General features: G+C 71.9%; 15 protein-coding genes. 12 read left to right on the top strand and 3 right to left on the bottom strand.

What is annotated here, in order from left to right:
- Positions 1–6: 6 nt before the first annotated feature.
- From glmS to ABEA62_RS06770, 8 genes are all read left to right on the top strand, one after another.
- Positions 7–1,872, top strand: a complete 1,866-nt coding sequence (glmS, locus tag ABEA62_RS06805) for a glutamine--fructose-6-phosphate transaminase (isomerizing) (RefSeq protein WP_345379273.1) — start codon at positions 7–9, stop codon at positions 1,870–1,872.
- A 2-nt stretch (positions 1,873–1,874) separates the two neighbouring features.
- Complete coding sequence (locus ABEA62_RS06800; protein WP_286215031.1) at positions 1,875–2,231, top strand: holo-ACP synthase; 357 nt, start codon at positions 1,875–1,877, stop codon at positions 2,229–2,231.
- Positions 2,228–3,328 carry an alanine racemase gene (gene alr / locus ABEA62_RS06795; RefSeq protein WP_286215032.1) on the top strand — a complete coding sequence of 367 codons (1,101 nt, stop codon included), beginning with the start codon at positions 2,228–2,230 and terminating at the stop codon, positions 3,326–3,328. The genes ABEA62_RS06800 and alr overlap by 4 nt, the downstream gene beginning before the upstream one ends.
- Positions 3,325–3,831: a tRNA (adenosine(37)-N6)-threonylcarbamoyltransferase complex ATPase subunit type 1 TsaE gene (tsaE, locus tag ABEA62_RS06790; protein WP_425557987.1), complete on the top strand. Its 507-nt coding sequence runs from the start codon at positions 3,325–3,327 to the stop codon at positions 3,829–3,831. The genes alr and tsaE overlap by 4 nt, the downstream gene beginning before the upstream one ends.
- A gap of 4 nt (positions 3,832–3,835) precedes the next feature.
- Positions 3,836–4,444: a tRNA (adenosine(37)-N6)-threonylcarbamoyltransferase complex dimerization subunit type 1 TsaB gene (tsaB, locus tag ABEA62_RS06785; RefSeq protein WP_345379270.1), complete on the top strand. Its 609-nt coding sequence runs from the start codon at positions 3,836–3,838 to the stop codon at positions 4,442–4,444.
- Positions 4,441–4,899: a ribosomal protein S18-alanine N-acetyltransferase gene (rimI, locus tag ABEA62_RS06780; RefSeq protein WP_286215034.1), complete on the top strand. Its 459-nt coding sequence runs from the start codon at positions 4,441–4,443 to the stop codon at positions 4,897–4,899. The genes tsaB and rimI overlap by 4 nt, the downstream gene beginning before the upstream one ends.
- Positions 4,900–4,976: 77 nt before the next feature.
- Positions 4,977–6,014 (top strand): tRNA (adenosine(37)-N6)-threonylcarbamoyltransferase complex transferase subunit TsaD, encoded by a 1,038-nt coding sequence (tsaD, locus tag ABEA62_RS06775; RefSeq protein ID WP_286215035.1) that lies wholly within the window; start codon positions 4,977–4,979, stop codon positions 6,012–6,014.
- Complete coding sequence (locus ABEA62_RS06770; RefSeq protein WP_345379268.1) at positions 6,014–7,600, top strand: glycoside hydrolase family 3 N-terminal domain-containing protein; 1,587 nt, start codon at positions 6,014–6,016, stop codon at positions 7,598–7,600. Before tsaD ends, ABEA62_RS06770 begins: the two co-directional genes overlap by 1 nt.
- 21 nt (positions 7,601–7,621) lie before the next feature.
- On the opposite strand, the gene ABEA62_RS06765 is transcribed toward ABEA62_RS06770, so the two are convergent.
- A complete protein-coding gene (locus ABEA62_RS06765; protein ID WP_286215039.1) occupies positions 7,622–8,506 on the bottom strand; it encodes an ArgP/LysG family DNA-binding transcriptional regulator in 885 nt (294 codons plus the stop codon).
- A gap of 70 nt (positions 8,507–8,576) precedes the next feature.
- Between ABEA62_RS06765 and ABEA62_RS06760 the strand changes: the two genes are divergently transcribed.
- Complete coding sequence (locus ABEA62_RS06760) at positions 8,577–9,194, top strand: LysE/ArgO family amino acid transporter (protein ID WP_345379265.1); 618 nt, start codon at positions 8,577–8,579, stop codon at positions 9,192–9,194.
- Between the two features lie 7 nt (positions 9,195–9,201).
- On the opposite strand, the gene ABEA62_RS06755 is transcribed toward ABEA62_RS06760, so the two are convergent.
- Positions 9,202–10,371, bottom strand: a complete 1,170-nt coding sequence (locus ABEA62_RS06755; protein ID WP_286215041.1) for a THUMP-like domain-containing protein — start codon at positions 10,369–10,371, stop codon at positions 9,202–9,204.
- A gap of 172 nt (positions 10,372–10,543) precedes the next feature.
- Here ABEA62_RS06755 and groES point away from each other — a divergent pair, with 172 nt between their 5' ends.
- Positions 10,544–10,837 carry a co-chaperone GroES gene (gene groES, locus ABEA62_RS06750; RefSeq protein WP_062314564.1) on the top strand — a complete coding sequence of 98 codons (294 nt, stop codon included), beginning with the start codon at positions 10,544–10,546 and terminating at the stop codon, positions 10,835–10,837.
- Positions 10,838–10,978: 141 nt separating this feature from the next.
- On the opposite strand, the gene ABEA62_RS06745 is transcribed toward groES, so the two are convergent.
- Entirely contained in the window at positions 10,979–11,269 is a 291-nt protein-coding gene (locus ABEA62_RS06745) for a WhiB family transcriptional regulator (RefSeq protein ID WP_286215045.1), read from the bottom strand.
- 214 nt (positions 11,270–11,483) lie between these two features.
- On the opposite strand from ABEA62_RS06745, the gene guaB reads away from it, so the two are divergent.
- Positions 11,484–12,995 (top strand): IMP dehydrogenase, encoded by a 1,512-nt coding sequence (gene guaB / locus ABEA62_RS06740; RefSeq protein WP_286215047.1) that lies wholly within the window; start codon positions 11,484–11,486, stop codon positions 12,993–12,995.
- Positions 12,996–13,745 carry a TSUP family transporter gene (locus tag ABEA62_RS06735; RefSeq protein ID WP_286215049.1) on the top strand — a complete coding sequence of 250 codons (750 nt, stop codon included), beginning with the start codon at positions 12,996–12,998 and terminating at the stop codon, positions 13,743–13,745.
- Positions 13,746–13,775 lie beyond the last annotated feature (30 nt).

Genomic DNA, 13,775 nt, shown 5'->3' with positions numbered 1-13,775 from the left:
GGGGTCATGTGCGGAATCGTCGGATATGTGGGTGCGGGTGAGCCCGGAGCACGGCCTCAGGGCGTCGTGATGGCCGGACTCGCGAGGCTCGAGTATCGCGGATACGACTCCGCGGGCATCGCTGCGGTCACGACCGACACGAGCCACGTGGACATGGCCAAGAAGTCGGGCAAGCTCATCAACCTCGCGAAGGCGCTCGCGGAGCACCCCCTGGGCGCCGCCACCGCGGCGATCGGGCACACGCGGTGGGCGACCCACGGAGCACCCACGGACGCCAACGCGCACCCGCACCTCGCTGCCGGCGGGCGCATCGCGATCATCCACAACGGGATCATCGAGAACTTCGCGGCGCTGCGCGCCGAGCTCGAAGCCGAGGGCGTCGCGTTCCTCTCGGAGACCGACACCGAGGTCGCCGGCCACCTGCTTGCCAGGGAGGTGGACAAGGGTGTGGGCCTCGCGGATGCGATGCGCCTCATCACGCGACGCCTCGAGGGCGCGTTCACGTTGCTCGCGGTCGATGCGCGGGAACCGCGCACGGTCGTCGGCGCGCGTCGCAACAGCCCGCTGGTGATCGGTCTGGGCGAGGGAGAGAACTTCCTCGGCTCCGACGTGGTGGCGTTCATCGAGCACACCCGCACGGCGCTCGAGCTGCACCAGGACGAGGTCGTCGAGATCACTCCCGATCGCGTCACGATCACCGACATGAAGGGCCTCGTGGTCGAGCGCGAGCCGTATCACGTGGACTGGGACGCCTCCGCTGCTCAGAAGGGCGGCTTCTCGACCTTCATGGAGAAGGAGATCCACGACCAGCCGACCGCGGTCGCGGACACCCTGCGCGGCCGCATCGACGACCGCGGACGACTCCAGCTCGACGGTGGCATCATTCACGAGACCGTGCTGAACTCGATCGACAAGATCATCGTCGTCGCGTGTGGCACCGCCGCATACGCGGGGCTCGTGGGCCGCTACGCGATCGAGCACTGGTGCCGCATTCCCGTCGAGGTCGAGCTCGCGCACGAGTTCCGCTATCGCGACCCCGTGGTGGGCGTGCGCACCCTCGTCGTGGCCATCAGCCAGTCGGGCGAGACCATGGACACGATCATGGCCGTGCGTCACGCGCAGCAGCAGGGCGCGCCGGTCATCGCGATCGTCAACACGCAAGGCTCGACGATCGCGCGCGAGGCGGACGCCGTCCTCTACACGCGCGCCGGTCCCGAGATTGCGGTCGCGTCGACCAAGGCCTTCCTCGCGCAGATCACCGCGGTGTACCTGCTGGGCATCTACCTCGCGGAGCTGCGCGGCAACAAGTTCCCCGACGAGATCGAGTCGCTCCTCGAGCAGCTCGACGCGATCCCCTCGAAGATCCAGCGGGTCCTCGACACTTCGGAGCCCATTCGTGAGCTTGCGCGCACCATGGCGAACGAGCGCACCGTGCTGTTCCTGGGCAGGCACGTGGGATACCCGGTCGCGCTCGAGGGCGCCCTCAAGCTCAAGGAGCTCGCGTACATCCACGCCGAGGGCTTCGCCGCGGGAGAACTCAAGCACGGGCCCATCGCCCTGGTCGAGGAGGGCCAGCCGGTGTTCATCGTGCTGCCCAGCCCGCGCGGTCGCGAGTCGCTGCACGCGAAGGTGATCTCCAACGTGCAGGAGGTCCGCGCGCGTGGCGCCCGCACGTTCGTGATCGCCGAGGAGGGCGACACCGACGCGGCCAACTACGCCGAGCAGGTCTTCTACGTCCCGTCCGCCCCCGTCCTCATGACGCCGTTGCTGTCCGTGGTGCCGCTGCAGATCTTCGCGCTCGAACTCGCCGCGGCGAAGGGCTACGACGTCGATCAGCCGCGCAACCTCGCCAAGTCCGTCACGGTGGAGTAGCGGTGGCGATCCTGGGCCTCGGCATCGACGTGGTCGAGATCGCTCGCTTCGAGGAGGCGCTCGAGCGGTCGCCCGGCTTCCTCGACCGCGTCTTCACCCCTGCGGAACGCCACCTGGGCCACGCGAGCCTCGCCGCGAACTGGGCCGCGAAGGAGGCGCTCGCGAAGGCGCTCGGCGCGCCGGCGGGACTGAACTGGCACGACTGCGAAGTCCTGCGCGAGGAGGGCGGGCAGCCGCGCCTCGCGGTCACCGGCACCGTCGCCGCGCGGGCGACGGCGCTCGGCATGACGTCGCTCCACGTGTCGCTGTCGCACGATGCCGGGATTGCCTCGGCCGTCGTCATTGGGGAGGGCGCATGACCAGGCTCGAGGTGAGCGTCGACTACGGCGCGATCACCCGCAACGTCGTCAGGCTGCGGGCGACGACGACGGCTCAGGTGATGGCGGTCGTGAAGGCCGATGCGTACGGTCACGGCCTCGTGCCGGCGTCACGAGCGGCGCGTGAGGGCGGTGCAACGTGGCTGGGCGTCGCCCAGCCCGACGAGGCGCTGGCGCTGAGGGCCGCGGGCGACACCGGGCGCATCCTGACCTGGCTCTACGGTCCCGAGCTGCCCGCGCGCGCACTGCTCGCGGCGGGGGTGGACCTCAGCGCATCGTCCCTCGAGGTGCTCGACGTGATCGTGTCGGCGGCGCGCCAGGACGGGCGCCGCGCGCGCGTCCACGTGTGCCTCGACACGGGGCTTGCGCGCGAGGGAGTGCGCGCGGAGGGTCTGTCCGCGCTGCTCGACGCCGCGCTCGCGGCGGACGATGCCGTGGAGATCGTCGGGGCGTGGTCGCACCTCGCGTGGGCCGACCAACCCGGCCATCCCACGATCGACCTGCAGGCCCAGGCCTTCCGCGACGCGCTCGCGGTGATCGAGGCCAGGGGAGTGGCGCTCGAGGTGCGCCACCTGGCGAACTCGGCGGCCACGCTCACGCGACCCGATCTGCACTTCGACCTGGTGCGCCCCGGAATCGCCGTATACGGGCTGCCTCCCGTCGAGGACCCCGCCGGAGCGTCGTTCGGACTCGAGCCCGCGATGAGCGTGACCGCGTCCCTCGCGCTCGTCAAGGACGTCCCCGCCGGGCAGGGCGTGAGCTACGGCCACGACTACACCACGCCCGCGGCCACGCGCCTGGGACTCGTCACGGCCGGATACGCCGACGGCATCTTCCGGTCGGCCGGCAACCGGGCCGAGGTCGCGATCGACGGCCGTCGCCACCGGATCGCGGGGCGCGTGTGCATGGACCAGGTGGTGCTCGACCTGGGCCCCGACGCGCCGGAACGCGCGGGTGACCGCGTGGTGCTGATCGGCCCCGACGGCCCGAGCGCACGCGACTGGGCGCGCGCCGTCGACACCATCGACTACGAGATCGTCTGCCGGTTCGGCGGACTGAAGGGGAAGACGCCCGCATGACCACAGCATCGGCCCCCGCCACCTTCTCGATCGCCGACGGCGACGCGATGCGCGCGCTCGCGCGTGACGTCTTCGCGCCACACCTGCGCGCGGGCGACGTCGTCATCCTGTCGGGCGACCTGGGTGCGGGGAAGACCACGTTCACGCAGGGCCTGGGCGAGGCGCTGGGAGTCCGGGGCCCGGTCGCGAGCCCCACGTTCATCATCGCGCGCACCCATCCTTCTCTCGTGGGAGGGCCCGCGCTCATCCATGTCGACGCATACCGGCTCACGTCCCTCGCGGAGCTCGACGACCTCGACCTCGACGCGACCGTCGACTCGTCGGTGACCGTGGTCGAGTGGGGTGAGGACAGGGCCGAGCAGCTGTCGCAGGATCGCCTCCACGTGGTGATTTCTCGCACGCGCGGCGGCGAGGTCGACATGGAACGGCCCGACGAGGGCCTGCGCACCGTGACCGTCACGACCCACGGCGACCGCTGGGCCGACGTCGCCCTCGTAGGCTAGAGCCGTGATTCTCGCGCTCGATACGTCATCCGCGATCGCGGTCGCACTCGTCTCCGAAGCGGGCGAGGTGGTCGCGTCGCGCTCGGAGTTCAACCCGCGCGGCCATGCCGAGCTGCTCGCGGGCCTCATCGACCAGGTGATGGACGAGGCCGGAGTCTCTCGCGAGGCGATCACGCGCATCGTGGTCGGCACGGGTCCCGCGCCGTTCACAGGCCTGCGCGTGGGACTGGTGACCGCGCGCACGCTCGGTCACGTGTGGGGCATCCCCGTCGAGGGGGTGTGCTCGCTCGACGCGATGGGCGCCGCTCACGGCGGCGAGGTCACCGTGGTCGCGGACGCCAGGCGCCGCGAGGTGTACTGGGCGACGTATCGCGACGGCGAGAGGACCGCGGGTCCCGCGGTGACCGTGCCCGGCGAGGTTGAGGCGGTCGGAACCGTGGTCGGCCGCGGCGCGCTGCTGTACCCCGACGACTTCCCCTCCGCGGTGACGGCGGACCCGGATCCGGTGCTGCTCGCGGCGGTCGCGGCGCGGCTACGCCGGCGCGGCGAGGACCTGCCGACCGAGCCGCTGTACCTCCGCCGCCCCGACGTCCACGGCGTGCCAGGGGCGTGATCCGCGACCTCGGGGAGTCCGACCTGCCGTGGATGGCGGAGGTCGAGAGCGAGTTGTTTGGCGCCTCGGCGTGGTCGCGCGAGCTCATCGAGCACGACTACGTGTACGGCTTCACGCGCTATCGAGGCATCGAGGCGGATGGGAGGCTCGCGGGTTACGCCGTGTACGGCTACGACGGCGATGCGTTCCACCTCATGAACCTGGCGGTGCTGCCCGCGATGCGTCGCCGCGGCCTCGCGAGGGCGTTGATGGAGGACTTCCTTGCGGAGGCGCGGCGCGTGGGCGCTCCCGACGTGTGGCTTGAGGTGGCGGTGACCAATGACGCGGCTCTCGCGCTGTACCGCGCATACGGCTTCGAGGACGTGCGCGTGCGGCGCAAGTACTACCAGCCCGAGGGTGTGGACGCGCTCGTGATGCGCCGTGCGCTCTCGACCTACGAGCCCGGTTCCCCGTAGTAGCACGTCCCCGTTCGGGACGCTCGGGGCCCAGACGCGCGCGGAGGCGCGCGCGGCGGCCCGGCTAGAGTTGACCCGTGGCACTTGTACTCGGACTGGAGAGCACCTGCGACGAGACCGGCGTCGCCCTCGTGGAGAACGGGGAGCTGCTCGCGGACGTCGTCGCCTCGTCGATGGACGAGCACGCGCGCTTCGGCGGCATCGTCCCCGAGGTCGCCTCGCGCGCCCACCTGGAGGCCGTGCTTCCCACGCTCGACGAGGCTCTCGCGCGCGCCGGGCGCTCGCTGTCGGACGTCGACGCGGTCGCGGTGGCCTCCGGCCCGGGGCTCGTCGGCTCGCTCACGGTGGGCGTGTCCGCGGCCAAGGCGCTCTCGCTCGGGCTCGGCCGCCCGCTCTACGGCGTCAACCACGTGATCGGCCACGCCGCCGTCGACCAGTTGGTGCACGGCCGCTTCCCCGATCGCACCATGGCGCTCGTGGTCTCGGGTGGTCACACGTCGCTGCTTCTCGTGGACGACATCGCGACGCGCGTCACCGAGCTCGGTCACACGCTCGACGATGCCGCGGGCGAGGCCTTCGACAAGGTGGGACGCCTGCTGGGCCTGCCGTATCCGGGTGGGCCGCACGTCGACCGGCTCGCGCGCGAGGGTGACCCCGAGGCGATCCCCTTCCCGCGCGGACTGTCCAAGCCGAAGGACATGGCTAAGCACGCCTACGACTTCTCCTTCTCGGGTCTCAAGACGGCCGTCGCGCGGTGGGTCGAGGCCCGCCGTGAGTCTGGACTCGAGGTGCCGGTCGAGGACGTCGCCGCGAGCTTCGCCGCAGCCGTGGCCGATGTCCTGGTGACCAAGACCCTCAACGCGTGCCGCGAACACGGGGTCGACACCCTCGTGATCGGCGGGGGATTCTCCGCGAACAGCCAGTTGCGTGAGCTCGCGCAGCAGCGTGGCGAGGCGGCTGGCATCGACGTGCGCATCCCGCCGCTGCGCTACTGCACGGACAACGGCGCGATGATCGCCGCGCTCGGCTCCGCCGTGCTGGAGGCTGGCGTCGCGCCCAGCCGCCTCGACATCGGCGTCGACTCGTCGATGCCGCTGTCGACCATCACGGTCTGATGCGCATCGCGGCGCTCGCGCTCGCGGCCGCCCTCGCCCTGGGCGCGTGCACGCCGGCGACCGACGCCCGGCCGCTGCCGACCGCGACGGACCCCGCGAGCGCCGCCCCGGCATCGTCCCCCTCGCCCGACCCCGTGCCCACGACGCTGACGTGGGGCCCGACCCACGAGACGTGGCAGCAGGCGCTGGCCGATGCCAGGGCGCTGCCGCTCGAGCGCGTGGCCGCGCAGGTGATGGTCGTGGATCTCGCGTCGCCCGATCCCGCCGTGGCGTCGGACCTCGTGCGACGCCACCACGTGGGCGGGGTGATCCTCATGGGGGGATCGGCTCCCTCGGCCGAGGCCGTCGCGACACTCACGCGCGCCGTCGCGGATGCCGACGACCGCGACTGGCCCGTGTGGATCTCGACCGATGAGGAGGGCGGATCCGTGGCCCGCTTGCGCGCGGCGATCCCCCGCCTGCCGTCGTTCATGGCGGCCGGTGCCGCGCGGGACAAGGATGCGGTGACCGCCGCGTATCGCGGCCTCGGGGCCGACCTGCGGGACCTGGGAGTGGGCATCGACTACGCGCCGGTGGCCGACGTCACGATCGGCACCACGGATCCCACGATTCGCACGCGCAGCGCGGGCGACGATCCCGAGCGCGTCGCGGAGACGGTCGTGGCGGCGGTCGAGGGCTTCGTGAGCGGCGGAGTGGCCCCGGTCATCAAGCACTTCCCTGGCCACGGGTCCGTCACGGTCGACTCTCACACGGGGCTCCCCGTGCACGGGCGCAGCGTCGCGAAGCTTGCGGAGACCGACCTGGTGCCCTTCGCGCGCGCGATCGAGGCGGGCGCGCCCGCGGTCATGATGGGTCACATCGCGGTGCCGCAGTGGGGCTCGGGACCCGCGACGCTCGAGCCCGACGCCTACGCGTACCTGCGCGAGGAGATGGGCTTCGAGGGCGTGGCGATCACCGATGCCCTCAACATGGCCGCCGTCACCGAGGGGCGCGCGCCCGGCGAGGTCGCGGTCGAGGCGCTGGCGGCCGGCGCCGATGTCCTCGTCATGCCCGGGGACATCGAGGTCGCGGTGCGCGCGGTGGTTCGCGCGGTCGAACGGGGCACGCTCACGCGCGAGCGCCTCGACGAGGCGGCCGCGCGCTCGATCGCGCTGCTGCGGTGGCAGGACGCGCTCGACCCGGCGCCACAGGAGGACGGCTACGCGCGCACGCTGGCCGCGGCGGGAGCGACCGTCGCGGCCCGCGAGTGCGAAGGACCGTTCGTGGGCGAGACCGTGCGCGTGACCGGGGGATCGGACGATGCCGCGCGCGCCCTCGCGGGCGCGCTCGAGTCGCGGGGGGTGCCAGCGGGAGACGGCACCTCGGGCGTGCTCCTGACGTCCGGCTCGCAGACAGCCACGGCGGATGTGGTGGTGTCGCTCGGCGGGCCGTGGGGCCTCGAGGCCTCGACCGCGGACGCCTACGTCGCGATGTACGGGGACTCGCGCGCGGCCATCGAGGCGCTCGCGGATGTGCTCACGGGCGCGAGCGCGCCCGGTGGGGACTGGCCGGTGCGCATGGGTGAGGGCCTGCCGGCGACCTGCTGAGGGGCGACCGCTCGCCCGCGGCTACTGATCGAGGGCCGTCGACGCGGCCGCGGCGACCTCGCTCGCGAGCGCGTCGAGGTGGTCCGAGTGAAGGCGCCACTGCTGCCAGTGGAGGGTCACCGCGAGCTCCGGCTCGCCCAGCGCGACCAGGTCCAGGCCGCGGCGCTGGGCGGCGGGAAGCATGCCCCACCCCAGCCCCAGGGCGATCGCGGACGCGAACTCCGCCGAGGACGGCACGCGATGGCGCGGGGGAGCGGCGGGATCGACGCCGCGCGACTCGAGCCAGCGGGTCTGCAGCGTGTCGCGTGCGTCGAAGTCGACGATGGGAGCGTGGGCGAGTGCGGTCGCGAGCCCTGCGGGCCCCGCATCGCGGGAAAGCCACCGCTCCGCGAAGGCGGGACTGGCGACCGCGCGATACGTCATGCGTCCCAGGGTGGTGACCGTGCAGCCAGGGACCGGGGTGGCGCGCGTGGTCACGGCGGCGACCACGGTGCCGTCGGCAAGGAGCGCGGCGGTGTGGGACTCGTCCTCGCGATGCAGGTCCAGCAGGAATCCGCGTGACCGTGAGACGCGGGCGAGCGGGGCGAGCAGCCAGGTCGCGAGCGAGTCCGCGTTGACGGCTATCGGGAGGCGCGCCGCGTCGCTGTCGCTCAGCCCCAGCGCCGATGCGGCGTCCGCGTCGAGTTGCTCGACCTGGCGCGCGTAGCGGATCACGACGTCACCCGCCGACGTCGCGCGGACCGGGCGCGCGCGCACGAGCAGCACCTGCCCGGTGAGGCGCTCGAGCGTCGCGAGGCGCTGGCTGACCGCGGACTGCGTCACGTGGAGCGCGCGGGCGGCCGCCTCGAGCGAGCCCTCACGCACGACGACGGCCAGCGTGATTGCGAGTTCCGCGGGGATCTTCACATTAGTGAGCCTAATGCTCGTGAAGGAATCATGAGTGGTGCTCGAGACGCGGCGACCCTACGGTGGCGCCATGACCTTTCTTGCCGGGCTCGGCCTCGGGCTCTCCCTGATCGTCGCGATCGGCGCCCAGAACGTCTTCGTGCTGCGCCAGGGCCTGCGTCGCGAGCACGTGCGGCTCGTGGTCGCGATCTGCGCGGTGTCGGACGCGGTGCTGATCGCGGCAGGAGTCGCGGGAGTCGGCGCCGCGATCGAGACCGTGCCGTGGCTCATCACCGTCGCGCGCTGGGCCGGCGCCGCGTTTCTGCTGGGCTATGCGCTGCTCGCGGCGCGGCGCGCGTGGCGGCCCGCGCGTGAGAGTCTCGCCGCGGACGGCGCGCCCCCCGGTCGATCCGTGTCCAGCGAGTCCGCGCGCACGGTCGCGCTGACGTGCCTCGCGCTCACGTGGCTCAACCCGCACGTGTACCTCGACACCGTGGTGCTGCTCGGCACGGTGGGAGCCGCCCAGGCGGCGCCGTGGATCTTCGCGGCGGGGGCCATGACCGGCTCCGTGGTGTGGTTCACGTCTCTCGGCTACGGGGCGCGGCTGTTGTCGGGGGTGCTCGCGAGGCCCGGCGCGTGGCGCGTGCTCGACGGGATCATTGCCGTCGTGATGGCGGCGCTCGCGGTGTCGCTCATCGTGGGGGCGTAGCGGGCGCCTACGCGGGCTCGACGAGCAGCGCCGCGTGGTCGCCCTCGAGGCGAGTGAGCACCACCGTCGCGCGCTGCGTGCCCTTGAGCTTGAGCCGCGGCCGCACCTGTTCGGGGGTGAGGTCGACGCCGCGCTTCTTGATGTCGACCGTGCCCACGTCGCGCGCGCGCAGCTCGCGTGCCAGGGCCTTGATGTCGAGCGGCCATCGCTCGAGCACGCGATACGTGCGGGCCAACGGCGTCTCGACGCGCTCATCCGCGGTGAGGTAGGCGATGCGCGGGTCCACCAGGCGCGTGCCGGTCCGCTCCGCGAGCACGCCCACCAGGCCCGCGCGGATCACCGCGCCGTCGGGCTCCAGGAGCCAACCCCCGAGCGGTCCCGAAGGGGCGCGATCCGTCGGCCCGAAGATCTCGTGCGACTGCCCGCCGCGCAGGACGAGCGCCGCGTGGCCCGGACGCCGCGCGGCGGCGCCGGACCACAGGCCCACCTCGACCACGTCGCCGTCGATGCTCACCCACTGAGCCTCCATGTCGGGCGGAATCGCCTCATGCGGCAACCCCGGCCCCGCCTTGACACCGAGCGCGCGCACCTCGTGACGGAGGTCGAGGACGGCGTCGAGCCGCGGCGAGTAGTCCGCGGGGTCGTGGCGGCGACCGCGTGCCGTGCGCCGGGCGGGATCCGCGAAGATGCCGTCGACCGACAGGTCGCCCAACGCCTCGAGGGAGTCTCCCCACACGACCCTCGCGTGGGGCCACGGGGCCAGGTTGTGCGCCGCGAGGATCGCCGTCGCCTCATCCGCCTCGAACGCGACCACCTCGATGCCGCGTGCGGCCAGCGCCATGGAATCGGCCCCGAGGCCGGCCGTGAGGTCGGCCACACGCTCGCACCCCGCCTCCGCGAAGCGCGCCGCATGCAGCGACGAGGCCGCGACACGCGAGGCCTGCTCGAGGCCCGCGCGGTGAAACACCATGGAGTCCGCCGCGTCGCCGAGCCGCGGGCGAGCCTCGGTGCGGAGCTCGGCGAGGGTCATCGCGGCCGTCACGAGCGCGGGATCGTGACCCGCACGGCGCAAGCGACCCGCGATCGCGAGGGCCTCTCGAGGAGCGAAGCCGCGCAGCGACCCCGCGAGGTCGAGGCACGGTGCGCTCACGGTGAGGCGAGCGGTGGCGGCGTCCATACGCGGATCCTTTCACGGGGGGCGAACACGACCGCGCCCGTTAGCACTCGGGGCACACGAGTGCTAAATTGGTCCTGCTCTCACGAGCAGGAACCAGCTGGGTCCGACCCCCGCGACGGCGGACCCGACCGGTTCGCATTCCATACTTCGACGACGGAAGGTGAGGTCCGCAGTGTCGGTCTCAATCAAGCCTCTGGAGGACAAGGTCGTTGTCAAGGCCGCCGCGGCCGAGACCACGACGGCGTCCGGCCTCGTGATCCCTGACACGGCCAAGGAGAAGCCCCAGGAGGGCGAGGTCGTGGCCGTGGGCCCCGGCCGCATCGACGACAACGGCAACCGAGTCCCGCTCGACGTGAACGTCGGCGACAAGGTCATCTACAGCAAGTACGGCGGCACCGAGGTCAAGTACGCCGGCGAGGAGTACCTCATCCTCTCGGCGCGCGACCTGCTCGCCATCGTCGGCTAATTCCAGCCGTCACCACGGGCCCCGGGGCGATAGCCTCGGGGCCCGTTGGCGTCTGCGGGCGGACGATTCCGCCCACCCCGTACCCCGGCATCGTCCCTTCACCAGGCCTCTCGAGGGACGATGCGCGAGGCAACGGGGCAGCTAGCTCGCCTGACGCAGGCGGCCGGCGAGGATCGCGTGACGCTCATCCTCGCTGAGGCCGCCCCACACCCCAAACGGCTCGCGTGCCTGGAGCGAACGCTCGCGGCACATGTCGAGCACGGGGCACCGCGAGCAGAACTCCTTCGCGGACTCGGCCCGGCGCTTGCGCGCCGCACCGCGTTCTCCCTCGGGGTGGAAGAACAGGTCGGGGTCGGCCTCGCGGCACGCGCCCTCGTATTGCCACTCCCACTGATCTTGGGTGGGTGCTGGCAGTTTCGCCACGGCCTCCATAACGCCCCCTTAACGGGTCTTCGCCGGTTCCCCCCAGGAAAACGCCGTTGCCTCCCGAACCGAACTGTGGTGCCACTGGTGCTGCAGCGGGAACCGGGCTGGTAACCCGGGCCTCGCGTGCTCCCTCACTGCCATTCTTAACACCCTCGGGGTGGCTTGGGAAGTCCCGATTTGCCTGGTTCGTGAGACTCCGACGACCGCCTAGAATGTGCCAATGGCGCCGCTCGAGAACGACCCCTTCGCCTTCACCGGACTGACCTACGATGACGTCCTCCTCTTGCCCGGGGAGTCCGACGTCATTCCGTCCGAGGTGGACACCACCACTCAGCTCACCAAGGGCATCTCCGTTGCGGTCCCGCTGCTGTCCGCGGCGATGGACACTGTCACCGAGGCACGCATGGCGATCGCCCTCGCGAGGCTCGGCGGATTGGGTGTGCTGCACCGCAACCTGTCGATCGAGGACCAGGCTCACCAGGTCGAGATCGTCAAGCGATCCGAGTCCGGCATGATCACGGACCCCGTTACCGTGGGCCCCGACGCGACTCTCGCGGAACTCGACGCGCTGTGCGGCAAGTACCGCGTCTCGGGCCTGCCCGTGGTCGACGAGGACAACCGCCTCGTGGGCATCATCACCAACCGCGACCTGCGCTTCGTGAGCCCCTCGGAGTTTGCGACGCGCCTGGTGCGCGAGCAGATGACGGCAATGCCGCTGATCACGGCGCGCGAGGGCGTCTCGAACGCCGAGGCCTCGGAGCTGCTCGCCAAGCACCGCGTCGAGAAGCTGCCGCTCGTCGACGCCGACGGCCGCCTCACGGGCCTCATCACCGTCAAGGACTTCGTCAAGACCGAGAAGTACCCGCTCGCCTCGAAGGATGCGGAGGGTCGCCTCAGGGTGGCCGCCGCGGTGGGCTTCTACGGCGACGCGTGGGAGCGTGCGACGGCGCTCGTGGAGGCCGAGGTCGACGCGCTCGTGGTCGACACCGCCCACGGTCACGCGCGCGCGATGATCGAGATGATCCAGCGACTCAAGTCCGACCCCGCGACCCGCCACGTGCAGGTGATCGGCGGCAACGTGGCGACCCGCGCGGGCGCCCAGGCGCTGGTCGATGCTGGCGTCGACGCCGTCAAGGTCGGAGTCGGCCCCGGGTCGATCTGCACGACGCGCGTGGTTGCGGGCGTGGGCGTGCCTCAGGTGACCGCGGTGTACGAGGCGTGGAAGGCGGCGCACCCCTCGGGCGTGCCCGTGATCGCCGATGGCGGCCTCCAGTACTCGGGCGACATCGCCAAGGCCCTGGTGGCCGGCGCATCGTCCGTCATGCTGGGGTCGCTGTTCGCCGGCTGCGCGGAGACCCCTGGTGACCTGGTGCTCGTCAACGGCAAGCAGTTCAAGAGCTACCGCGGCATGGGGTCCATGGGTGCGATGGCGTCCCGCGGGCGCGTCTCCTACTCGAAGGACCGCTACTTCCAGGCGGACGCCCCGAGCGACGATGACCTCATCCCCGAGGGCATCGAGGGTCGCGTCCCCTACAAGGGTCCGCTGTCCTCCGTCGTGCGCCAGCTGGTCGGCGGCCTGGGCCAGTCGATGTTCTACGTGGGTGCGCGCACCATTCCGGAGCTGCAGGAGCGCGGCAAGTTCGTCCGCATCACGCCTGCCGGGCTCAAGGAATCCCACCCTCACGACGTTCAGATCACGGTCGAGGCACCCAACTACGCGGGCCGCCAGTAGGTGGATCTCGCCTGGCAGACGCTCGCGATCCTGGCGGTCGTGGCGTTGGTCGCCGGGTTTCTCGACACCCTCGCCGGCGGCGGCGGGCTGCTGACGCTGCCCGCGCTACTGCTCGCCGGCGTGCCCCCGCTGCAGGCGCTCGGCACCAATAAGCTGCAGGGGTCCTTCGGGACGGGAATGGCGACGTGGCAGGTGCTGCGCAGGCGCCGAGTGAGATGGGACGATGCTCGCTGGCCGATGCTGTGGGCCTTCCTGGGGTCCGTCGCGGGTTCCGTCGCGGTGCAATTCGCGGACGCGGACGCGCTGAGGATCCTCATCCCCGTGGTGCTCGCCGTGATCGCGGCGTACTTCGCCTTTGTGCCGCGCGCTCATCACCCGCCGGATCACGAGCGGATGTCGGCGGCGCCCTACGAGGCGAGCGTCGTGCCCGCCATTGGCGCGTACGACGGCGCGTTCGGGCCGGGCACGGGGTCGCTCTTCGCGCTCGCGGGCGTCACCCTGCGCGCGTACCCGCTGGTGAGGTCGACAGCGGTCGCCAAGACCCTCAACTTCGCCACGAACATCGCGTCGCTCGCGGTCTTCGCGATCGCGGGGCAGATGGCCTGGGCGGTGGGCGGAGTGATGATCGCGGGTCAGCTCGTGGGCGCCTACGTGGGCTCGCACGTGCTGTTCCGGGTGTCGCCCGTGGTGCTGCGCGTGCTGATCGTGGTGATGAGCGTCGGGATGCTGATGCGGTACCTGCTGGGCTGAGGTGGGGTGCGGTGGGGCTCGGCCCCCGGC

Origin of the sequence: Demequina sediminis, from assembly GCF_039545075.1 — a bacterium.
In the GTDB taxonomy this organism is placed as follows: Bacteria; Actinomycetota; Actinomycetes; order Actinomycetales; family Demequinaceae; genus Demequina; species Demequina sediminis.
This window is presented reverse-complemented; position numbering and strand designations above follow the sequence as displayed.

Bases quoted from the DNA above. Each gene is read 5' to 3' on its own strand.
- glmS (WP_345379273.1), top strand. From the start codon at position 7: ATGTGCGGAATCGTCGGATATGTGGGTGCGGGTGAGCCCGGAGCACGG.
- alr (WP_286215032.1), top strand. From the start codon at position 2,228: ATGACCAGGCTCGAGGTGAGCGTCGACTACGGCGCGATCACCCGCAAC.
- tsaE (WP_425557987.1), top strand. From the start codon at position 3,325: ATGACCACAGCATCGGCCCCCGCCACCTTCTCGATCGCCGACGGCGAC.
- ABEA62_RS06770 (WP_345379268.1), top strand. From the start codon at position 6,014: ATGCGCATCGCGGCGCTCGCGCTCGCGGCCGCCCTCGCCCTGGGCGCG.
- ABEA62_RS06760 (WP_345379265.1), top strand. From the start codon at position 8,577: ATGACCTTTCTTGCCGGGCTCGGCCTCGGGCTCTCCCTGATCGTCGCG.
- ABEA62_RS06755 (WP_286215041.1), bottom strand. From the start codon at position 10,371: ATGGACGCCGCCACCGCTCGCCTCACCGTGAGCGCACCGTGCCTCGAC.
- ABEA62_RS06745 (WP_286215045.1), bottom strand. From the start codon at position 11,269: ATGGAGGCCGTGGCGAAACTGCCAGCACCCACCCAAGATCAGTGGGAG.
- guaB (WP_286215047.1), top strand. From the start codon at position 11,484: ATGGCGCCGCTCGAGAACGACCCCTTCGCCTTCACCGGACTGACCTAC.